The following is a 21,013-nucleotide window of genomic DNA, read 5'->3' on the forward strand; positions in this document are numbered from 1 at the left end:
CGCCCGCGCCCCCGAAGGGGCGCGGGGAACTGTGCGCGACCAGCCACGACGGCGCGGCCGACATCCGACCGCCCGTCGCGGCACTCCCGGCGGAGCGCCTAGTCGCGGACCGCCACGCGCTCCGCTTCTGCCTCCTGCACGGTGGATCCGGTGACCACGATCGACGGCTGGGTACGCCGGCCGCGCAGCCCGGTGAGGGTGATCAGCAGGCCGACCACGGCGATGCCCGTGACGACCATGAAACCCGGCCGGTAGCTGTCGAGGACGCCCTGCGGGGTGACGTCGGCCGGCGCGGCCGCGGTCACCACGGCCGTCACGACGGCCAGGAAGATCGCGCCGCCCACCTGCACCGAGGTGTTGAGCAGCCCGGAGACCATGCCCTGCTCGTGGTCCTCCACGCCGTTGGTGGCCTGGATGTTGAGCGAGGGGAAGACCAGCGCGCAGGCCGCGCCGATCAGCAGCATCGAGGGCAGGATGACGGCCGCGTACACCGGGTCCAGGTCGACCTGCAGGAACAGCGCGTACCCGACGGCCATCAGCGCGAAGCCGGCCGCGATCAGCCGCTGGGTGCCGAACCGGTCGACGATGGCGCCGACCTTCGTCGACGACACGGCCACCAGCGCGCCCGCCGGCAGGAAGGCGAGCGCCGTGTGCAGCGCGGACCAGCCGAGCAGGGACTGCATGTACAGGGTCGTCAGGAACTGGAAGCCGACATAGGAGCCGAAGAAGGCCACCGCGCCGAGCTGGGCGCGGACCTGGGTGCCCGAGCGCAGCACCCCGAGCCGGACGAGCGGGCTCGGCGAGCGCCGCTCGACCAGGACGAACGCGGTCAGCAGGACGGCGACGGCCAGGAACGACAGCAGCGTGCGGGCGGAGGCCCAGCCCGCCTCGGGTGCCTGGACGACCGTGAAGACCAGCAGCAGCATCGACGCGGTACCGATGACGGCGCCCGGGATGTCGTAGCCGGCGTGGTTCTTCTCGCGTGCGCTGCGCGGCAGCAGCTTGAGGCCGGCGGCGAGGGCGATCAGCGCGATGGGCGCGGGCAGCAGCATGGTGAAACGCCAACTGGCCTCGGTGAGCAGGCCGGAGAGGACCAGGCCCATCGAGAAACCGGTGGCGGCGCAGGTGGTGTAGATGGAGAGCGCGCGGTTGCGCAGCGGGCCCTCCGGGAACGTCGTGGTGATGATCGAGAGGCCGGCCGGGGCCGTGAAGGCCGCGCTCAGGCCCTTGATGAAGCGGCTGGCGATCAGCAGCGGACCCGAGTCCACGAGCCCGCCGAGGAGCGAGGCGAGCGCGAAGACGCCGAGGGCCACCAGGAACACCTGGCGCCGGCCGAGCAGATCGGCGGTGCGGCCGCCGAGGAGGAGCAGCCCGCCGTATCCCAGGATGTAGCCGCTGACGATCCATTGCAGCGTCGACGTGGACAGATGGAGGTCCGAGCCGATGGACGGCAGCGCGACGCCGACCATCGACACGTCGAGCGCGTCCAGGAACATCGCGGCGCACAGCACCAGCAGGGTGCCCCACAGCCGGGGAGTCCAGCGTCCCTCGGAGGAGGGGGTGGTGAGCGGAGAGGTCATGCCGACGACACTACATGCGCATGCATCGAATGCAAATGCATTTAATTACGATGCAATAATCTCGTTTCTCTGCTACGGTGCGCTCATGGCAGCGAACAGGCCTGAGCAGGCGCTTGTGGAGCAGTGGCGGGACATGCTCGCGCTGCATGCCCGCACCCAGTGCGAGCTGGACCGGACCCTGCACGGACACGGCCTGTGCGCCAGCGACTTCGAGGTCCTCGACGTGCTCGCCGAGTGCGCGGGATCGGGCGGCGGTGGCGCCTGTCGCGTCCAGGAGATCGCGGAGCGGGTCCATCTGAGCCAGAGCGCGCTGTCCCGGCTGATCGGCCGCCTGGAGAAGGACGGCCTCGTCGAGCGGGCCATGTGTCCGGAGGACCGGCGCGGGGTGCGCGTGGTGCTCACGGACAAGGGGCGCGCGCTGCACGGCGAGGTACGGCCGATGCAGCGCGCGGTGCTGGCCCGGATGCTGACCGAGGAAGGCTGACGGGACGTCAGACGATCCCGGACCGCTCCCGCCACAGCGTCGCGAGAGAGGGATCACCCGTCACGCTCGGCACCGGCGTCCGATTCCACAGTGCCAGGTACAACTGGTCGGCAGGGCCCGCCAGTTCGGCTTCCGCCTCCCCGGATCCGTCCCGCGAGGTGACAGGCGGCTCCGCCGACAGCCGTACGGTCCACACCGCGTCCGCACCCGCGTCCACCGCCCGCACCCGCAGCGTGCGCGGCCGCTCGGTGCGGATCCGGCTGCGGGACCGGGCGTGGAAGCCGCGCAGCAGCTCGTCGATGCCGTCGGCCGCGAACTCCGTCGCGATCGGCGATGGCGTACCGCCCCGCGCGGCCTCGGCGTCGTAACGGTGGACGGCCGTCTCGTGCGCCTGCCGCCGGGTCCAGAACGTCAGTGGTGACGGGCAGGGGGCCGGGTGGAAGGTCCAGCACTCCAGGTCGGCCGGCGCGGCGGCCAGGGTCTCGACCAGCAGGCGGTGGCTGTCTCGGTACCAGGCCACCAGCCCGGCGCCGTCCAGATCCGGGCCGTCGGCGAAGGGGCGCGGTGCGGTGTGCCCGTCGGCGACGAACGCCGTGGCCCACCGGTGCACCGCGCCCGTGTGCCGCAGTAGGTCCCTGACCTGCCACTCCGGGCAGGTCGGCACCTTGGCGTCGGTACCCGCCCGCTCGGCCGCCGCGGCCAGCAGCCGGCCCTCCCGGTCCAGGATCTCGAGGAATTCGGCAGTCTCCATGGGGCCGAGTGTGCCGGATGGAGCGGGCTCGAAGGCGCCCGATCCCGGCTCAGCGGGTTCCCTGGGCGGCGAACCGGGCGATGGTGTCGACGTTGGACTTGTCGACGAAGGCCGGACCGGTCAGCACCGGCTCCTCACCGCCGCCGCTGTAGTTGCCGTTGGTCTTGTAGAGCCACAGCGAGTCGACCGCCAAGTAGCCCTGGAGGTACGGCTGCTGGTCGACGGCGAACTGGATGCTGCCGTTCTTGACCGCGTTGACCAACTCCTTGTTGAGATCGAAGGTCGCGACCTTCGCCTTGCTGCCCGCCTCCGACACCGACTGCACGGCCGTCAGCGCGTAGGGGGCGCCGAGCGTGACGACGTAGTCGATCGAGCTGTCCTGCTTCAGCTTGGCGGTGATCGTGGACCTCACCGACGGCATGTCGGTGCCGTTGACGTAGAGCGTGTCCGTCGTGCCGTTGAACGTCTTCTGCACGCCCTTGCACCGGTCCTCCAGGTTGACGTCGCCCTGCGCCTGGATCACGCACACGGCGTGCTTCGCGCCGGTCCCGTTCAGCTTCGTACCGAGCGCCTGGCCGGAGACGGACTCGTCCTGTCCGAAGAACTCCAGCAACCCCTGCTTCTTCCACTCGGCCAGCCCGGCGTTGAGGCCGACGACCGGGATGCCGGCCTGTTCGGCCTTCGCGACCACGGCCTTCATCGCGTCCGGCTTGGCCAGGGTCACCGCGATGCCGTCGACCTTCTGGTCGATCGCGTTCTGCACGAGGGTGGCTTGGGTGGCGGCCGTTTCGCTGTTCGAGTAGATCAGCTTCACGTTGTCCTTGGCCGCGGCGGCCTCGGCGCCCTTGCGGATGGTGTCCCAGAAGGTGTCGCCGGCGGGCGCGTGGGTGACCATCGCGATCGTCATCCGGGGGGTCGTGGCCTTCCCGGCCGACGCCCGGCCGGCCGCCTCCTCGGCCTTCTTGCCGCCGGAGCTGCTGGAACAGCCGACGAGGACCAGGGTCGCCGCCGTGGCCGTGGCGAGGACGGGGGTGATGCTGCGGGTGAGACGGTGGTTCATGGCGCGTGCACCTCGCTGTGCTTCGTCGTCATCGGCGTTCCGCTGGGATCTTCATCAGCGTTCCACAGGACTCTTTGTCAGCGTTCCACCCGAATCTTTGTCCAGGCAACAGAACCTTTTAAAACGCTTTAAGTGCTGGTACTATCGGACCGGTTTCGCCGACATGTCAAGGGTGTCGCAGCAGGAGAATCCGGCAGGAGGATCAGTGGCCGACGCAGGTTCCCGCCCCCGGCTGGAGGACGTGGCGGCGCGGGTGGGCCTGTCCACCGCCTCGGTGTCCCTGGTCCTGCGCGGGGTGCCCGGCCCGAGCGAGCGCACCCGGCAGCGCGTCCTGAAGGCCGCCGCCGACCTCGGGTACCAGCCCGACCGCACGGCCAGCCTGCTGGCCAGCAGACGCAGCCGGCTGCTCGGTGTCATGGTCGACGTCCACAGCCCGTTCCACGCCGAACTCGTCGAGCACCTGCACACGGCGGCCGAGGAGTTCGGCTACGACCTGGTGCTGAGCACCCAGACCCGCACCCGCGACGAGCACACCGCCGTCGAGACCCTGCTCGCCTTCCGCAGCGAGGCGCTCATCCTGCTCGGCCCGGTCGCCCCCGCCGACACGCTCGCCGCCCTGCACCGCAAGGCGCCCGTGGTCGCCGTGGGCCGCCGTATCCCCGGCGCCCAGCTCGACGTCGTACGGACCGCGGACGACGACGGGGTCGGCCAGGTCGTCGACCATCTGGTCGCGCTCGGGCACCGCTCGATCGCCCACGTCGACGGCGGCAAGGGCGTCATCGCCACCGACCGGCGCCGCGGCTACCGGGACGCCATGCGCCGGCACGGCCTCGCCCAGCACGTCCGGATCCTGTCCGGCGACAACACCGAGCGGTCCGGGGAACGCGCGGCCCGGCACCTGCTCGACGAGGGCGAACTGCCCACCGCCGTGGTGGCGTTCAACGACCAGTGCGCCATCGGCGTCCTCGCCGCCCTGGCCCGTGCGGGCGTGGCCGTCCCCGGCCGGGTCTCGGTCGCCGGCTACGACGACGACGCGCTCTCCCGGCTGAGCCTCGTCGATCTCACGACGGTCAGCCAGAGCGCGGAGGACCAGGCGCGGCACGCGGTCCGGGCGGCCGTGGAGCGGCTCGACGAGGGACGCGAGGAGCCGCGCGAGGTCGTGCTGGCACCGCGCCTCGTGATCAGGGGGAGTACGGGACCGGCGGTCTGACGGGGTCGGCTGTCGTGGCCGGCGTGCGTGAGGCCGGCCGGCCGCGGCCGTGAGGTGTCAGCCTCTGAGCCAGATCTCCCAGGCGTACTGGTCCGCGGGGAGTGCGAGAGCCACGGAAGCGACGTCGGCTGCGACGAGGACGACGAAGGCCGTGGGCAGGGTCCGGGCGAGGATCCGGGCAGGTATCCGGCACCCGCCCGCTGGGCGCGTGTCGCGCGGTGCGGGGATCCGGCTCCGGGCGAGCGCTCCTGCGGCGGCTCCCAGCAAGGCTGCGGGAACTACGGCCAGCAGCCCGCGCAGGGTGATGATCCGCAGGTCCCCCGCGAGGACCTCGGGATCGAACGGGACGGAACAGTGGCGGGCGGACGCGCCGAAGAGGCGGGTACAGCCGACCACCGCGAAGGCCGGCGCGCGGCCGAGAGCCGCCGCCAGCGCGGTCAGCGATACGGCGGCCAGCACCAGTGCGGGCCGGTGCCTTCGGACAGTCGCGGAGAGCACCATGGCCACGGCACCCTGGGCGACGCATGCGAGGGCGATGTAGGTGTGCCAGTAGACGGCCGGGAACCCCGTGTCCTGCTGCGTTCCGGAGTAGTGCAGGACAGCCGGCGGCAGTGCGGTGCGCGCGAGGAACGGCAGAGCCGTGCCGGCGGCGACCACGGAGATCCCGCCGGCCAGGCCCACGAGCAGAGCCGCCCCGATCTGTGGCCGGACCTCCGCATCGGTGCCGCTCACCCTGCCGGAGAACAGGAGGAAGGCGAGCGGCACGAGCCAGAGCAGCATCAGGCCCACCAGGGCGGTCGGGAGCTGTCCCTGCACGGTGAGCGGCGTCCAGGTGAAGCCCGTCCAGCGGCCGAGCACCGTGTACCAGCCGATCGAGGAGCCGATGTCCGGGGCGTCCCCCAGGACGGGCTGGAACGCGTTGCTCGCGTCGACTCGCCGGAGGGAGTACCAGACGGCGAACCACGGGGCGAAGGAGACGACGGACGTGGCCACCACCGCGTACAGGGCTCTCCGACCCCGGGCCCGGGGAAGCAGGCCGCGCGCCGCGGAGACGAGCCAGACCGTGACGCACACGGCCCCGGCCAGCAGAACCGGTCCCGTTCTCAGCAGCCAGGCAAAGCCCTGGACCTCGATCGTGGTGGCAGGCAGCTCGGTTCCGTCCGTGATCAGAGGCAGGCTGGCTCCGGCGAGGTACCCCCCGACGAGTCCGGTGGGAAGCGCCGGCCATGCGGCCCTGGGGGACCGGGGTTCCAGGTCGGACGCCGCGACGGCGCGCCACACGGCTGCGGCGAGCACTCCCGTGAGTGCGGCGCCGATGGCGCAGCCGACCGCCAGGTTGCCCGCAAGGGTGTTGAGTTTGCCCAGGAGCAGCCGGAACAGGGTGTCCACCAGGTCATCGGCGCTGGCTGTGAAGACGCCCGCCACGACTCCGGCAGCCAGCATCTCCCACACGGTCGGGCGGGTGAGCAGGGCCGGTTCGCGCAGGACGCGCTGCCGCGTCTCGGGCGTCGGCCAGTACCCCAGCCGGCGGGTGAGCCGGGCGAAGGCGGCGCGTGCGGAGCCTTGGCCCGAGGTGGGCCGGTCCGGTAGCCCCCGGGGGATCGCCGCTGCCCCCTCGTACCCGACCTGCGCCGCAGCCGTGGCGTCGGCGTGCAACTCGCGGGCCCGCAGGACCGAGTTCCGCACCAGGCGGACGAGCAGGGTGAGGGCGGCTGCCAGCCCCAGGGCATGCGGCGCGTCCACGAGGTACTGCAGGGCGCCTGAAGGGAGCACGGGTGGCCCGCCGGACCAGGCACTGTGCAGGGCCAGCGCTCCGAAGGGCATCACCGCGACGATCAGGAAAGCCCACCCGATGCCGAAGGCCAGATAGGTCTTGTCCACGTCGCGATTGCGCAGGTGCGCCAGTTCGTGCACGATCACGGCGCGGAACAGGTCGCGATCGGCGTGGAAACACTTCGCCAGACCGTCATCGATGATGACGCACCGTCGCCGGGGCAGGCCGAAGGTGAGCCCGTTCTTCGAATCTGCCCAAGCGTCCAGCAGCCAGACGGGCTCGGGCTGCACGTCGACCGCGCGGCACAGATCGGCGAGGTACTCCGCCATCTCCCGCTCTTCCGGCTTGTCCTTCGAGGGAAACCGCGACAGCGTCCGCGAGCGCAGGCTCGGCAGGGCCGGAAATCTTTCGCACCTGCTGCGGGTCACCCACCAGGGGTGCGAGAGGTAACAAGCCAACGACACGGCGCACAGCAGCAGGAACCCGATGCCGACCCACTGCGCCTGGTCGACGAAGGCAGGCTGCTGACAGGCAGACAACAGGCGCCGCGACTCCTCGTAGCCCTGGTTGGTCTGGTCCGGGAGCGAGATCCGGCGGTCCTGGAAGCACCGGCTGAAGGTGCCGAAGAAATAGTCCGCGTTCTGCGGGACGAGGAAGTAGGCCTGAAGGAACACATACAGCCCACCCGCACCCACAGCCGCGATCAGAAGGACGAACCGGCTGGTCGTACCGCCGGGAAGCCCGGGTGACGCCTCCTGTCCGGCACGCCGCCCGGTGAATGCTTCTCTGTTCGTGGTCATGGCGGTGCCGCGGTGCTAGCCGGTCGGCCGCGGAGCGCGGCACCGGCCTATGATCGCGTCCGCTATCAGCCGGGAACTCTCCGGAGCGACCCCACAGTCGTGGAGGGTCGTTTCCACCACGTGCCTGAGCGGTTCGATGTCCTCCTGCCGCAATTCGATGGCGGCGGTCCCGGAGGATGCGCCCTCGGCGGCGTCGTCCGGTGCGGGTGCGTCCTCGGCGGCGTCATCCGGTGCGGGTGCGCCCTGCGAGCGCTGTCCGACACGGAAGATCCGTCGCAGGGCCGAGACGGTGCCTTCCCTCGTGACGTGCTGGAAGCGGATTTCCGCCAGGCATTCGACGGCTTTGGCCGTGGCGGCCAGGACGACCGGCGTCAGGATGAGTTCGACCGCTTCGGATCCGAACCCGAGCGGCGACCTCCGTGACCCCTTTCCGGACACCGCCCGTCGAGGATCGGCGAAGTATGCCTGGCTGACCGCCGAGAACATCGGCACTTCTTCCGGGGCTAATTCCTTGATCACATCCCTGGCGATTTCCGTGATCACTTCTCGATGGGGTGCGTCGAGTGCCCGTCTGCGCGCCACAGTTCCTCCCCCGTCCGTGACCCACCCATGACGTCACGTCATTATCAAGGCCCGCGCCGCTGACCGAAACAGATCGCCTTGCCTCTCTGGGCGCACGGCTGCGCTGTGGGGCGCAATGCGCACATGGGGGGAGCGCACCAGGACAGTGCCGGCTACTCGACAGCCGGATCCTCCTGTGCGTGCCGCACCGCACACTTCACCGCCTGCTCCACCTCGTACCGGCTGGCCTCGGTCGCCTCGGCGTGCGCGGTGATCGCCGCCTGCACGGCCTCCGACGCCGTACGCCAGCGGCGCCACTGCTCGTCGTACTCGTCGCCGGTCAGGCCGGCCAACCTTGCCCGCTCCTCTTCGGCGGAACGTTCCAGCTTGATCAATTCGTCCGGGATGTCTGCCATGACCGGATAGTAAGCGCGCAGTGCGCAGGGTTCGCGCTGGGCGCTCGGCATTTGTTTGTGTTCGCAACAAATCCCCTTGCGGCACAGGGGTCAGATCGCCTCAAGTCCCTTGCCCGTCACGGCCAGCAGTGTCCTGTGGCGGTGTTCCTCGTCGGCGGCGATCGACACGATGGCGCGGGCGACCCCGGCCGGGCCGAGTGGTACCGGGAAGTGCTCCTTCAGGTAGGCCTCGGCCGACTGGCCGGTCCCGGCGCCGTACGCGGCGGCCGCGGCCTCGCCGATCGGGGTGCCGGCCAGTAGCCGGCCCGGGACCAGGGCGACGAACCGGATCCCGAGTCCGCGGGCGTCGGCGGCGGACTGCAGGCAGTCGGCCAGGAACATCTGCATCCGCTTGGCGCCCGCGTAGCCGCCCGACAGCGGCGAGCCGCCGAGCGCGGCGCCGCTCGACACGATCACCACGGTCGAGTGCGCACGCAGCGGGCGTACCAGGGCGGCACGGCCGACCTCGAAGGCGATCTTCATATCGACGTTCCACGGGGCCGAGAACGGCTCCCAGCTCTGTTCGTCGACCGGCGCCATCCGCGGGCGGGTACCCGCGGCGACCACGACGAGGTCCGGGTCGGCCTCGGCGAGGAGCGCGGCGACCTGTGCGGGATCCGTGGCGTCCCGCTCGTGGCTGGCGGCCAGGACGCGGGCTCCGGCGGCGGTGAGGGCGTCGGTGGTGGCACGGCCGACGTCGCCGCCGGCACCGATGACAAGGGCGTTGCGGATGGTCATGACGTTCCTTCGTGATCGGGAGAAGCCGCGGATGTCCCCCGCGCGGATCCCGGGTTGTCCTACTCGTCGTTGTCGTACTCGTCGTGGCGGTGCCACCACAGGCCGGTCTCGTTGCGGCCCAGCGGTGCGCGGTCGAGCCACTGGTACATGGCCCAGAGGCCGTCGAGGCCGCGCTCGTACGTCGAGTAGGTGTGGTACACGACGCCGTCCTCGCGCACGAACGCGCTCATGCCCGGTCCCTCGCGCCGGTAGGTGTCCCAGTCCGTGCCCACGGTCGCCGCGAACTCGGCCAGCCGGGTGCCCTGTTCGCCGGGCGGCAGCCGGAAGTCCCGGTTCTCGCGGTAGTTGTAGGTGACGGCTCCCGACCGCCACTCCTCCTCGGTGTGCGCCACTCCGAAGTCGTGGTTGAAGTCACTGCCGTACGACGACGCCCAGGGGAAGCTCCAGCCCATCCGCTCCTTGTACGTCCGCAGTTTCGCGAGCGGGGCCCGTGACACCGCGCAGAGCGTGACGTCGTGATGCGCGAGGTGGACGACGGAGCCGTCGAAGCCGTCCGCGATGGCCGAGCAGGACGGGCACCCCGCCTTGTAGTCGGGGCCGAACATGAAGTGGTAGACGAGGAGTTGCGAGCGTCCGTCGAAGAGGTCCTCCAGCGAGGCCGTGCCTTTGTCGGTCTCGAAGCGGTACTCCTTCTCGACGCGGACCCAGGGCAGCTCCTGCCGCTGCCGCGCCACTTCGTCGCTCTGGCGCGTCAGGGCCTTCTCGGCCGCGAGCAGGTCCAGCCGGGCGGCGAGCCACTCCTCATGTGTTCCGGTCTTGTGGTCGGTCATGGTCTCTCTCGCTCTCACATCGGTGGCGTCGGGCAGGGAACGCAGAAGGGCGCGACCTGGCACGTTCCGCCCCCGAGAGCCTCGCCGGCTGCACCTTCATCCTTCTCCGCCCCGCCGAAGATGGCCCGCGCAACGGGCTCCCGGCCGACGTCGCGATTACCTCTGGTGATCAGGAGTGCACCAGCCGCGATGTTCGTCAGGGGGTACGGGCCTGGCTGTACCCATCGCGACCAACCGCTGCCTGAACGCGCTGCGCGACACGGGCCGCCAACCGCAGCCGCGGCAGCCGGCCCGTCCTCCGCTCGACGTGCCCGAGCCCACGCGCCGCTCCGAACCGGCCCGGTTCGAGCCCTACTCGGACGCCCTGCTGGAGGACCTGCCGGACACCGCCCCGGGACCGGAGGCCCGCTACGAGACGAGGGAGGCGCCGGCGCTGTCCTTCGTGGCCGGACTCCAGCGCCTGCCGCCGCGCGACGTGCTCGGCTTCCGTACGGCCGAGGTGGCCGACCTGTTCGGCAGCAGCGGAGTCTCGGTGAACAGCGCCCTGCAGCGGGCGCGTACGAGCCTCGACGACCAAAGGCCCGCACGCGACCGCGACCGGGCGCCGCTGCCCCGCTCACCGCGTGAACGCCGGCTCGCGGGGCGGTTCGTGGACGCGCTGGAGAACTCCGACGTCGACGGGCTCGTCGCGCTGCTGACCGAGGACGCGTGGCTGACGATGCCGCCCGAGCCCCTGGAGTACCAGGGACACGCGGCCATCTCCCGGTTCTACCGGACCCTCCCCCGGTGGGGCGGTCAGGCGTTCCGTCTCGTACCCACGCGCGCGAACGGCCGGCCCGCGTTCGGCTCCTACCTCTGCGACCCCCCACAGCCCGATCGCGCACCGTACGGGCTGGTGGTGCTCACCCTGGAGGGCGACCGGATCTCCGCCGTCACCCGCTTCCCGCTGTTCGGGCTGCCCAGAACACTCCGCGACTAGGTCATGGGGTTCAAGTCGCCGTGTCCCTCGGCCGACGTCAGCTCGTGAGGATGACGAGTTGCTGGGTCGCCCGGGTCATCGCGACATAGCGGTCGACCGCTCCTTCGATGCCCGTGCCGAACTCCTCCGGGTCGACGAGGACGACCAGGTCGAACTCGAGCCCCTTCGACAGCTCCGGGGTCAACGACCGCACGCGGGGCGACGCCGCCCGGAACGTGGGATCGCCGATCACGCAGGCGATCCCGTCGGCGTGCGCGGTGAGCCACGCGTCGAGGACCGAGTCCAGCTCCGCGACGGATCCCTGGACCACGGGGACGCCGGTCGCGCGGATGGAGGTCGGCACGTTGGCGTCCGGGAGCGCGGCCCGGATGACCGGCTCGGCCTCGGCCATGACCTCTTCCGGCGTCCGGTAGTTGATGCTCAGGGAGGTCACGTCGATCCGGTCGAAACCGACCCTTTCCAGCCGTTCCCGCCAGGACTCGGTGAACCCGTGCCTGGCCTGGGCCCGGTCCCCGACGATGGTGAAGCTCCGGGACGGGCAGCGCAGCAGCAGCATCTGCCACTCCGCGTCGGTCAGTTCCTGGGCCTCGTCCACGACGATGTGCGCGAACGGTCCCGCGAGCAGGTCCGGGTCGAGCGTGGGCAGCTCGGACTCGTCGACCAGATTGCGCTGGAAGTCCGCTCGGCGCAGCTGCGTCATCAGGCCTTCGCCGTCGTGATCGGCCGCGATCAGATTGTCGACGACCTGGGCCATGCGCTCACGCTGGGCGGCGAGAGCGGCTTCCTGCCGTCGCTTGCGCCGCGCCGCCTCCGGGTCCCCGAGCCGCTGCCGTGCGGCGTCCAGGAGCGGCAGGTCGGACACCGTCCAGGCCTGCGGGTCGTCCTTGCGCCGCAGCTTGCGTACGTCGTCGGGGCCGAGCCAGGGCGCGCACATGCGCAGGTAGGCGGGGACCGACCAGAGGTCCCCGACGAGGTCGGCCGCTTCTAGCAGCGGCCAGGCCCGGTGCAGGGTGGTGACCAGCTCCTCGTCACGCCGCAGCGCCGCGCGGAGCTGGTCGAGGGTGACGTCCTCCCTGTCGAGCTTGTCCAGCAGGATCGCGACCAGCTCCTCGAAGACCTGGTCCCGACCGTCGTTGTGCGCGGTGCCCGGCTCCGGAGCCTGGAACGCCTCGGCCCAGTCCTCGGCGCTCAGCCGGACGTCGCCCCAGTCGGTCGTGACCGTCATCCCCACCGTGGGCGGCTCCTCGTAGAACCTGACGGCCTTCTCGATCGCCTTCACCATGTCCGCGGACGACTTCAGCAGGGCCACGTCCGGATCGGCCTCGACCGCCGCTCCGGCTCCCTCGGCGACCAGGTCCCGCAGGGTGCAGGTCTGCACGCCCTCCTCTCCGAGGCTGGGCAGGACGTCGGCGACGTAGGCCAGGTAGGGCTCGTGCGGACCGACGAACAGCACGCCGCCCCGACGGTGACCGAGGCGGGGGTCGGAGTAGAGGAGGTGCGCGGAGCGGTGCAGAGCGACCACGGTCTTGCCCGTACCCGGACCGCCGTCGACGACGAGAGCCCCGCGGGATCCCGCCCGGATGATGGCGTCCTGGTCGGCCTGGATGGTGGCGAGTACGTCCCGCATCCGGGGCGAGCGGGTGCTGCCCAGGCTGGCGATGAAGGCGGACTGGTCGTCGAGCGCGGCGTGTCCCTCAAGGCCGTCGGCGGCGAACACCTCGTCCCAGTAGTCGCTGATCCGGCCCCGGGTCCACCGATACCTGCGGCGGCTCGCCAGCCCCATCGGGCTGGCGTGGGTCGCCGCGAAGAACGGCTCGGCCGCGGGGGAGCGCCAGTCGATCAGCAGCCGTCGACCCGCGCTGTCGGTGAGGCCGAGTCGTCCGATGTACACGGGCTCGGAGTCGTCCGCGCCGACAATGTGTCCGAGGCACAGGTCCAGGCCGTAGCGGCGCAAGGTGCGCAGGCGACCGGTCACCCGGTGGATCTCCGCGTCCCGCTCCATCGCCTCGCGGCCCAGGCCGCCGGGCGCCTTGCGCAAGTCGTCGAGCCGGTCGGACAGTTCGGCGATCGTCTGCTCGAGGCTCTCCGCGACGGCCGTGAAGTGCCGCTCGTCGCCGGCGATCAGCATCGGGTCGGCCTTGGGGGCGAGATGGCCGGGAAGGTCGAACGCGCTGGTGGTCAGGGGGGTCATGGCACCAGCTCCGATTTCGACAAAAGAACGCACAGTTCGTGAATCTCCCATTTCCTCAGGTTCTGGCCTCGGCCAGTGATTCTGCGCTACGACCGGGGCCTTGCCGCAAGCCCCCCTGTGCGCTATACGTTGAAAGTGGCAAGGAGTGGGTACGCCTCTTTGTCTTCGTCGCGAGCATTCTTCTTCATCACGAAAAGCCCTCACCCCGCGCCTTCACTCTGCCGAAGATGCGAGCGGGTCGGTGGCGTTCGACCCTGGAGGTACGGGGCCCGCAGCGGTGCCCGGGTCACCCCCTGGAAGGTGAACGCCACCATGAAGACACCCCCGATCGTCTCGTCGGAGGAGTGGGAGGCCGCGCGCCGGCAGCTGCTCGTGGAAGAGAAGCAGCTGACCCACGCCCGTGACGCACTGGCCGCCAAGCGTCGGCGCATGCCGTGGCTGGCGGTGGAGAAGGAGTACGAGTTCGACGGCCCCGAGGGCAGGGCGACCCTGCTCGATCTGTTCGCCGGTCGTCGTCAGCTGATCGTCTACCGCGCCTTTTTCGAGCCCGGCGTGTTCGGCTGGCCCGGCCATGCCTGCCGCGGCTGCTCCATGGTGGCCGACCATGTCGGCAACCTGGCTCATCTGAATGCCCGCGACACCACTCTTGTCTTCGTCTCGCGCGCGCCGCAGCCGGACATCGAGCGGGTGAAAGCACGGATGGGCTGGAGGATTCCCTGGTACTCGCTGACCGACGCATTCGACGCCGACTTCGGTGTGGACGAGTGGCACGGCACGAACGCGTTCATCCGTGACGGCGACCGGGTGTTCCGCACCTATTTCATCAACAACCGCGGTGACGAGGCGATGGGGAGCACCTGGAACTATCTCGACATGACCGCGCTCGGACGGCAGGAGACCTGGGAGGACTCGCCCGAGGGCTATCCCCAGACCCCGCCGTACGCATGGTGGAACTGGCACGACAATTACAGCGACGCCGAGCAGGCGCCGGAGTGGCTGGCCATCACCCGCCGAGGCGCCGAGGAATGAGAACAGGCGCGCGGGTTTGTCACACGTGAGGCTGTTCGTCATACAGCATCCGATAGGCGGAGTGTGCCCCTGAAGCACCTCTGACCAGCGATGATTTCCGGATCCCGGTGAAGCCGGATGGGGTCAACCAGGCCTCGGACGGCCCCTGTTCGCGATGCGGACACACCCGGCGGCGTCCGGAACGGTCATGGCTACAGGTCGGTTAATGCTTGCTCACGAGCTGGTTGCGGGCGGGTGAGCAGGCCATGATGGCCTCATGACGTTGGCCTCGCGCGCGCTCGCGCAACTGGCGACCTGGCCGGACCTGAGACAGGCCGTCCCGAGCTGCGGCCTGGGACAGGCCGTACGTTCGGCCCAGGGCGAGATCGCCCACTTCCACTCCGACCGTGATGTCGATCTGCGGCTGACCGACCGGGCCATCCGCCGGTTCGCCAAGGACCTGAGGCACACGGGCGCCATCCGGATCGTGCCGGGCTCGCAGTGGGTGACCCTCAGGCTCGACGCCGCGAGCGACGTCGACCTGCTGCTGACCCTCGTGAGCGTGGCGCTCCAGGCCCAGCAGGCCGGGCCCGACCCGGCCGGCCAGGCGGTGGCCGGCTGCAACGACCAGCGCGGCGCGGGGTTCGTGAAGGCCGACCGCAGCGGCTTCTGACGCCCCGCGCCGGAGCGTCACACCGCGAGGACCCGGATACCCGCCTCCTCGAAGCGGCGCACGGTGTCCTGCCCCACCGCCGTGTCGGTGACGAGCGTGTCCACCAGCTCCGCCGCGCAGATGCGGGCGAACGCGCGCTGGCCGAGCTTGCTGGAGTCGGCGGCCACGACCACCCGCTCGGCGCGCTCGCACAGCAGCCGGTTGATCGCCGCCTCCGCCTCGTCGTGTGCCGCCGCGCCGTGCGTGACGTCGAACGCGACCACGCCGAGGACGGCCACGTCGAGCGTGATCTGGCCGAGCACGCCGTCCGCGAGCGGACCGATGAGTTCGTACGACTGCGGGCGCGCGACCCCGCCGGTCACCACGATCTTGAACTGCGGGCGTACCGCCAGCTCGTTGGCGATGTTGAGGGCGTTCGTGACGATGGTCAGCGCCGGCGAGCCGGTGCCGAGGTCGCCGCGCACCGCCAGGGCGCGGGCCACCTCCGTGGTGGTCGTGCCGCCGGTCAGCCCGACCGCCTCGCCCGGCGCCACGAGATCCGCCACCGCCTTGGCAATCCGCTGCTTCTCGGAGGCGCGGCGGGCCGTCTTGTAGCGCAGGGGCAGTTCGTACGACACCCCGTGCACCACGGCACCGCCCCGGGTGCGCACCAGCATCTGCTGCTCGGCGAGCTGGTCGAAGTCCCGGCGGATCGTCGCCGCCGACACCTCCAGCTCGGCCGCCGCCTCCTCGACCTCCAGCCGACCGCGCTCGACGAGCAGTTCCAGCAGCGCCTTCCAGCGGGCGTCCCGGGACATCCGCAGCCTCCGTTCTCCGTCTCTCCGGCGACCCTAGCGCACCCCTCCCTGTGCTCGAATGCTTGATTGTGCTCGAAAGCTCGCTATATCTTGCAGGAACAATCAGCAAGGGGAGGGTGTGGCATGAGCCATGTCGAGGACGAGCTGAACAGTCAGCCCGAGTGCTGGATACGGGCGGCCGAGGAGGCGGGGCGGCACGGCGACGCGCTGCCGGGTGCGGGGGAGCGGGTCGCGATCGTCGGGTGCGGGACGTCGTACTTCATGGCGCAGGCGGTGGCCGCGCTGCGGGAGGCCGCGGGGCTGGGGGAGACGGACGCGTTCGCCGCCTCCGAGTTCCCGCGCGGGCGGTCGTACGACCGGGTCGTCGCCCTCACCCGCTCCGGCACCACCACCGAAGTGCTGGACCTGCTCGGGCAGTTGAGGGGGGCCACGCGGACGACGGCCCTCACCGCCGACCCCGCCACTCCCGTGATGACGGCCGCCGACGACCTCGTCGTGCTGGACTTCGCCGACGAGCGCTCCGTCGTCCAGACCCGGTTCGCGACCACCGCCGTCACCCTCCTGCGCGCCCACCTCGGCCTGCACACCGACGCCGTCGTCGCCGACGCCCGCACGGCCCTCGTATCTCCTCTGCCCGAAGGGCTCGTGGACTGCACCCAGTTCAGCTTTCTGGGCCGCGGCTGGACCGTCGGTCTCGCGAGCGAGGCCGGCCTGAAGATGCGGGAGGCCTCGCTGTCCTGGACCGAGGCCTACCCGGCGATGGAGTACCGGCACGGGCCGATCAGTGTCACCACCGAGGGCACGGCGACCTGGATGCTCGGCGAAGCGCCCCCCGGACTCGGCGAACAGGTGCGCACCACGGGCGCCCGGTGGGTCGAGGGCACGCTCGACCCGCTCGCCGAACTCGTCCGCGTCCAGCGCCTCGCGGTCGCCGTCGCCGCCCACCGCGGCCTCGACCCCGACCGGCCGCGACACCTCACCCGCTCGGTGATCCTCGCCGACTGACCGCACCCCGGAAGGGAGCCAAGCCGTGCCCCTCGCGACCACCGGCGAGCTGGTCAGCCGCGCCGCCGAAGCCCGCTCCGCCGTCGCCGCCTTCAACATCATCACCCTGGAACACGTCGAGGCCGTCATAGCCGGCGCCGAGTCCACCGGCGCACCCGTGGTCCTCCAGGTCAGCGAGAACGCCGTCAAATTCCGCTACGGACGGCTCCTGCCGCTCGCCCGCGCGGCCGTCGCCGCCGCCGAACGCGCGGACGTACCTGTCGCGTTGCACCTCGACCATGTGCAGAGCGACGACCTGCTGCGCCAGGCGCACGGCGCCGGGTTCAGCTCGGTGATGTACGACGCCGCCCGCCTGCCCTACGCCCAGAACCTGGCCGCGACCCGGGCCGCCGCCGACTGGGCGCACGCCCAAGGGCTGTGGATCGAGGCGGAGTTGGGGCAGGTCGGCGGCAAGGACGGCCGGCCCGCGCTGGACCCCCACGCACCCGGTGCGCGCACCGATCCCGACCAGGCGCGCGACTTCGTCGCCCGCGCCGAGGTCGACGCCCTCGCCGTGGCCATCGGCAGCGTGCACGCCATGACCACCCGCTCCGCCGCCCTCGACCACGGACTGCTCAAGCGGCTGTCCGCCGCGCTGACCGTCCCGCTGGTCCTGCACGGGTCCTCCGGCGTGCCGGACGACGGCCTGGTCGCCGCCGTCGCGGGCGGCATCGCCAAGGTCAACGTCGGCACCGCCCTGAACGCGGCCATGACCAGCGCCATCCGGGACTTCCTCGCCGCCCACCCGGAGGCCGTCGACTCACGCAAGTACCTCAGCGTGGGCAGGGAGGCGATGGCCCGGGAGGTCGCGCGCATCATCGGCGTCCTGGGCCGAGAGCCCGGTGCTAGCCCCGCTTGACGGCCTTCAGCACCACGAACTTCGGGTCGCTCGCGACCAGCCGGCTGTTCCCGAACAGCCGCTTCAGCTTGACGTGGTACCCCAGGTGCCGGTTGCCGATCACCCACAGCTCGCCGCCGGGGCGCAGCGCACGCTTCGCCCCGGCGAACATCCGCCACGCCGTCGCGTCGGTCGTCGCCTGGTGGGCGTGGAACGGCGGGTTGTTCAGGACGAGGTCCACACTGCCGGGCGCCACCCCGGCCAGCCCGTCCCCGACCCGGAACTCGGCGTGCCCGGGCACCCCGTTGGCCTTGTACGTCGCCTCCGCCGAGGCCACGGCCTGGAACGACTCGTCCACGAACAGCACTTCGGCCTGCGGATCGGCCAGCGCCACCGCCGTACCGACGACGCCGTTGCCGCAGCCGAGGTCCACCACCCGCCCGCCGCCCGTGGCCGGCAGATGCTGGAGGAAGAACCGGGTGCCGATGTCCAGCCGGTCGGCACAGAAGACGCCCGCGTGGTTGACGACCGCGCGCCCGGAGACCGTGCCGATGTCCTCCGGCAGGTCGTAGCCGTACGGCCACGGGTTCGCGGGCCGCTCCAGGGCCGGGTCCGGGGTGCAGAAGATCAGCCGGGCCTTCTGCCGGGCCAGCGAGGTCCGGGTCGGCCCGAGGATCCGCTCGAACAGCTGCAGCGTGGAGGTGTGGATCTCCTTCACCATCCCGGTGCCGACGACCACCGTGTCCGCGTGCACGGCGGGAGCGAGCCGCAGCAACTGGTCCTCCAGCAGCGCCAGGCTCTTCGGCACGCGCACCAGCAGCACGTCCACCCGCTCCGGCGGCGGGTCCTGGGTGGTGAGCAGGCTCACGGCACCGGGCTCGACGCCGGCCCGCGCCAGGTTCGCCCGGGTCGCCTCCTGGCTCAGGAAGGAGTCGGTGATCTGCGTCGGCCGGTGCCGCGCGAGCGCCGTCACGAGGGCGCCCCAGCGGTCGCCGACCACCACGACCGCGCCCGAGAGCGGCACCCCCTCCTCGGCCAGATGCCGCAGCAGGTACGCGTCGGAGGCGTCCCAGGCACGCAGCGGGTCGCGGGGATCCTCGGGGAAGCGGGACAGCTCGAACTCGCCCCACGGAGTCGTCATACGGTCGTTCATCGCCCCCCAGGCTAGCCGAGCCGCAGCTCAGGCCCGGTCGGACGGCGCTCGGGCAGGATGGAGCGCATGGACGTGGAATTGTTTCCGCGGGAGCGGGCCGAGGTCGCACCGGGCGCCGTGCACGTCCCGCACTGGCTGCCCGCCGAGCGGCAGCGCGCGCTCCTGGCCGCCTGCCGTGACTGGGCGCGCCCCCCTGCCGGGCTGCGCACGGTCCACACGCCCGGCGGCGGCACGATGACCGCCCGGCAGGTCTGCCTGGGCTGGCACTGGGGTCCCGTACGCCGGTGCCCGAACTGCGGTCGAGCCGTACGGGACAATCCCGGGTGCCCTGGCCGGCACTGGTACCCGTACGCCTACGGCCGCACGGTCGTCGACGGCGACGGCGCCCCCGTGAAGCCCTTCCCGGCCTGGCTCGGCGAGATGGCCCGCGCCGCCGTGGCCGACGCGCTCGGCCCGGAAGCGGTACCGGCGGACCCGTACGACATCGCGCTGATCAACTTCTACGACGGCGACGCCCGCATGGGCATGCACCGCGACGCCGACGAGAAGTCGGACGCTCCGGTGGTGTCGCTGAGCCTCGGCGACACCTGCGTCTTCCGCTTCGGCAATACGGAGACCCGTAAGAAGCCGTACACCGATGTGGAACTGCGCAGCGGCGACCTGTTCGTCTTCGGCGGGCCCTCCCGGCTCGCCCACCACGGCGTGCCCCGCGTGCACCCCGGTACGGGGCCGCCGGAGCTGGGTCTCGCCGGGCGGCTGAACATCACCCTGAGGGTGAGCGGGCTGTAGATCGCGGGACCGGCCACGACAGCTGCGGATCATGGGAGACTCACCCTCATGAGCGGCACGGCGGACCCCCGGAAGGCGGGGGAAGGGACCACCTCGAGGGCGCGGCTGGACCGGGGGCGCGGTGCGCTCGGACCCGCGCTGGAGCTGGTGCACACGGGGCGGGCGCCGACCCGGGCCGTGCTCACCGCCGAACTCGGGGTCACCCGGGCGACGGCGGGGGCGGTGGCCGCCGAGCTGGAGGCGCTCGGGCTGATCCGGGTCGACGCCCGGCCGGGCGCGGCGGCCGGCTCCCAGGGGCGCCCCTCGCACCGGCTGGAGGTCGCCGAGGACGGCCCGGTCGCGCTGGCCGCGCAGGTCCATGCCGACGGGTTCCGGGCCGCGCTGGTCGGCCTCGGCGGGCGGATCGTGGCGACCGCGCCCGGCTGCGAGACCGTCGACGCCGACCCGGCGAAGGTGCTGGGCTCTGTGGTGGAGGCCGGCGCCGAACTCCTCCGTACGACGGGCCGCCGCTGCGTCGGCGCCGGACTGGCCGTCCCCTCCGCCGTCGCCGAACCCGACGGCCTGGCCCTCAACCCCCTCCACCTGGCCTGGCCGGTGGGGGCACCGGTCCGCCGGATCTTCGCCGAGTGCGTCCGCGCCGCGGGCATCACCGGCCCCGCCTTCGCGGGCAACGACGTCAACCTCGCGGCGCTCGCCGAACACCGTCACGGTGCGGGCCGGGGCGCGCGGGACCTGCTGTGCGTGGCCACCGGACACCGGGGCGTCGGCGGGGCCCTGGTCCTCGACGGCCGCCTCCACACGGGCAGTTCGGGCCTGGCCCTGGAGGTCGGCCACCTCACCGTCAACCCGGAGGGCCGCCCTTGCCACTGCGGCAGCCGGGGCTGTCTGGACGTCGAGGCGGACCCGCTGGCCCTTCTCATCGAGGCGGGCCGCGACCCGGGCCCCGAGGTCTCCCTGCTCCAGCAGGCCAACGACCTGCTCCGCACCCAGTACGCCGACCCGGCCGTCCGCACCGCCGCCGAGGCCCTGATCGACCGCCTCGGCCTGGGCCTCGCCGGCCTGGTCAACATCCTCAACCCCGACCGCATCATCCTCGGCGGCCTGCACCGCACCCTCCTCGACGCCGACCCCGAACGCCTGCGCGCGGTCGTCGCCGACCGCAGCCTGTGGGGTCAGAGCGGCGGCGTCCCCATCCTGCCCTGCACCCTGGACCACAACAGCCTGGTCGGCGCGGCGGAGTTGGCCTGGCAGCCGGTGCTGGACGATCCGCTGGGGGCGCTGGTCGAGGTCGCGTAGGG

Annotated in this window: 20 protein-coding genes; 9 read left to right on the plus strand and 11 right to left on the minus strand. The window is 71.7% G+C overall.

What is annotated here, in order from left to right; all coding sequences use genetic code 11:
* Window positions 1–98 precede the first annotated feature (98 nt).
* Window positions 99–1,580, minus strand: a complete 1,482-nt coding sequence (locus BEK98_RS40715) for an MFS transporter (RefSeq protein ID WP_094221837.1) — start codon at window positions 1,578–1,580, stop codon at window positions 99–101.
* Window positions 1,581–1,665: 85 nt separating this feature from the next.
* Between BEK98_RS40715 and BEK98_RS40720 the strand changes: the two genes are divergently transcribed.
* On the plus strand, window positions 1,666–2,064 hold the full coding sequence (locus BEK98_RS40720; protein WP_094221838.1) for a MarR family winged helix-turn-helix transcriptional regulator: 399 nt from the start codon (window positions 1,666–1,668) through the stop codon (window positions 2,062–2,064).
* A 7-nt stretch (window positions 2,065–2,071) separates the two neighbouring features.
* On the opposite strand, the gene BEK98_RS40725 is transcribed toward BEK98_RS40720, so the two are convergent.
* Together BEK98_RS40725 and BEK98_RS40730 are read right to left on the minus strand one after the other, a co-directional pair.
* The gene (locus BEK98_RS40725) at window positions 2,072–2,815 is read right to left on the minus strand and encodes a maleylpyruvate isomerase family mycothiol-dependent enzyme (protein WP_094221839.1); all 744 of its coding nucleotides are present in this window, start codon (window positions 2,813–2,815) and stop codon (window positions 2,072–2,074) included.
* A gap of 49 nt (window positions 2,816–2,864) precedes the next feature.
* On the minus strand, window positions 2,865–3,875 hold the full coding sequence (locus tag BEK98_RS40730; protein WP_094221840.1) for a sugar ABC transporter substrate-binding protein: 1,011 nt from the start codon (window positions 3,873–3,875) through the stop codon (window positions 2,865–2,867).
* Between the two features lie 163 nt (window positions 3,876–4,038).
* Here BEK98_RS40730 and BEK98_RS40735 point away from each other — a divergent pair, with 163 nt between their 5' ends.
* Window positions 4,039–5,085 carry a LacI family DNA-binding transcriptional regulator gene (locus BEK98_RS40735; RefSeq protein ID WP_094221841.1) on the plus strand — a complete coding sequence of 349 codons (1,047 nt, stop codon included), beginning with the start codon at window positions 4,039–4,041 and terminating at the stop codon, window positions 5,083–5,085.
* 57 nt (window positions 5,086–5,142) lie between these two features.
* Here BEK98_RS40735 and BEK98_RS40740 read toward each other — a convergent pair whose 3' ends face one another.
* The 5 genes from BEK98_RS40740 to BEK98_RS40760 form a co-directional block, all read right to left on the minus strand.
* The gene (locus BEK98_RS40740; protein WP_107428321.1) at window positions 5,143–7,659 is read right to left on the minus strand and encodes a M48 family metalloprotease; all 2,517 of its coding nucleotides are present in this window, start codon (window positions 7,657–7,659) and stop codon (window positions 5,143–5,145) included.
* Between the two features lie 15 nt (window positions 7,660–7,674).
* Window positions 7,675–8,202 (minus strand): hypothetical protein, encoded by a 528-nt coding sequence (locus tag BEK98_RS40745; RefSeq protein ID WP_143684225.1) that lies wholly within the window; start codon window positions 8,200–8,202, stop codon window positions 7,675–7,677.
* A gap of 191 nt (window positions 8,203–8,393) precedes the next feature.
* Window positions 8,394–8,636 (minus strand): hypothetical protein, encoded by a 243-nt coding sequence (locus tag BEK98_RS40750; RefSeq protein ID WP_208643372.1) that lies wholly within the window; start codon window positions 8,634–8,636, stop codon window positions 8,394–8,396.
* Window positions 8,637–8,726: 90 nt separating this feature from the next.
* A complete protein-coding gene (locus BEK98_RS40755; protein ID WP_094221844.1) occupies window positions 8,727–9,413 on the minus strand; it encodes an SDR family oxidoreductase in 687 nt (228 codons plus the stop codon).
* Window positions 9,414–9,472: 59 nt separating this feature from the next.
* Complete coding sequence (locus BEK98_RS40760; protein ID WP_094221845.1) at window positions 9,473–10,243, minus strand: DUF899 domain-containing protein; 771 nt, start codon at window positions 10,241–10,243, stop codon at window positions 9,473–9,475.
* 307 nt (window positions 10,244–10,550) lie between these two features.
* Between BEK98_RS40760 and BEK98_RS40765 the strand changes: the two genes are divergently transcribed.
* Window positions 10,551–11,222, plus strand: a complete 672-nt coding sequence (locus BEK98_RS40765) for a nuclear transport factor 2 family protein (protein WP_208643373.1) — start codon at window positions 10,551–10,553, stop codon at window positions 11,220–11,222.
* 37 nt (window positions 11,223–11,259) lie between these two features.
* On the opposite strand, the gene helR is transcribed toward BEK98_RS40765, so the two are convergent.
* Window positions 11,260–13,413: an RNA polymerase recycling motor ATPase HelR gene (gene helR / locus BEK98_RS40770; protein WP_094221847.1), complete on the minus strand. Its 2,154-nt coding sequence runs from the start codon at window positions 13,411–13,413 to the stop codon at window positions 11,260–11,262.
* A 312-nt stretch (window positions 13,414–13,725) separates the two neighbouring features.
* Between helR and BEK98_RS40775 the strand changes: the two genes are divergently transcribed.
* Both BEK98_RS40775 and BEK98_RS40780 read left to right on the plus strand, forming a co-directional pair.
* On the plus strand, window positions 13,726–14,442 hold the full coding sequence (locus BEK98_RS40775) for a DUF899 domain-containing protein (protein ID WP_167444371.1): 717 nt from the start codon (window positions 13,726–13,728) through the stop codon (window positions 14,440–14,442).
* Between the two features lie 256 nt (window positions 14,443–14,698).
* Window positions 14,699–15,094: a luciferase domain-containing protein gene (locus BEK98_RS40780; protein ID WP_167444372.1), complete on the plus strand. Its 396-nt coding sequence runs from the start codon at window positions 14,699–14,701 to the stop codon at window positions 15,092–15,094.
* Window positions 15,095–15,111: 17 nt separating this feature from the next.
* Here BEK98_RS40780 and BEK98_RS40785 read toward each other — a convergent pair whose 3' ends face one another.
* Window positions 15,112–15,891, minus strand: a complete 780-nt coding sequence (locus tag BEK98_RS40785) for a DeoR/GlpR family DNA-binding transcription regulator (protein WP_067010898.1) — start codon at window positions 15,889–15,891, stop codon at window positions 15,112–15,114.
* A gap of 123 nt (window positions 15,892–16,014) precedes the next feature.
* On the opposite strand from BEK98_RS40785, the gene BEK98_RS40790 reads away from it, so the two are divergent.
* Together BEK98_RS40790 and BEK98_RS40795 are read left to right on the plus strand one after the other, a co-directional pair.
* Window positions 16,015–16,896 carry an SIS domain-containing protein gene (locus BEK98_RS40790; protein ID WP_094221849.1) on the plus strand — a complete coding sequence of 294 codons (882 nt, stop codon included), beginning with the start codon at window positions 16,015–16,017 and terminating at the stop codon, window positions 16,894–16,896.
* Between the two features lie 25 nt (window positions 16,897–16,921).
* Window positions 16,922–17,794: a class II fructose-bisphosphate aldolase gene (locus BEK98_RS40795; RefSeq protein ID WP_094221850.1), complete on the plus strand. Its 873-nt coding sequence runs from the start codon at window positions 16,922–16,924 to the stop codon at window positions 17,792–17,794.
* On the opposite strand, the gene BEK98_RS40800 is transcribed toward BEK98_RS40795, so the two are convergent.
* Window positions 17,781–18,914: a methyltransferase gene (locus tag BEK98_RS40800; RefSeq protein WP_094221851.1), complete on the minus strand. Its 1,134-nt coding sequence runs from the start codon at window positions 18,912–18,914 to the stop codon at window positions 17,781–17,783. The genes BEK98_RS40795 and BEK98_RS40800 overlap by 14 nt on opposite strands.
* 78 nt (window positions 18,915–18,992) lie before the next feature.
* Between BEK98_RS40800 and BEK98_RS40805 the strand changes: the two genes are divergently transcribed.
* Both BEK98_RS40805 and BEK98_RS40810 read left to right on the plus strand, forming a co-directional pair.
* A complete protein-coding gene (locus BEK98_RS40805) occupies window positions 18,993–19,715 on the plus strand; it encodes an alpha-ketoglutarate-dependent dioxygenase AlkB family protein (RefSeq protein WP_094221852.1) in 723 nt (240 codons plus the stop codon).
* A 48-nt stretch (window positions 19,716–19,763) separates the two neighbouring features.
* A complete protein-coding gene (locus BEK98_RS40810; RefSeq protein ID WP_094221853.1) occupies window positions 19,764–21,011 on the plus strand; it encodes an ROK family protein in 1,248 nt (415 codons plus the stop codon).
* The last annotated feature ends 2 nt before the right edge of the window (window positions 21,012–21,013 follow it).

It is taken from the genome of Streptomyces diastatochromogenes (assembly GCF_002242805.1).
In the GTDB taxonomy this organism is placed as follows: domain Bacteria; phylum Actinomycetota; class Actinomycetes; order Streptomycetales; family Streptomycetaceae; genus Streptomyces; species Streptomyces diastatochromogenes.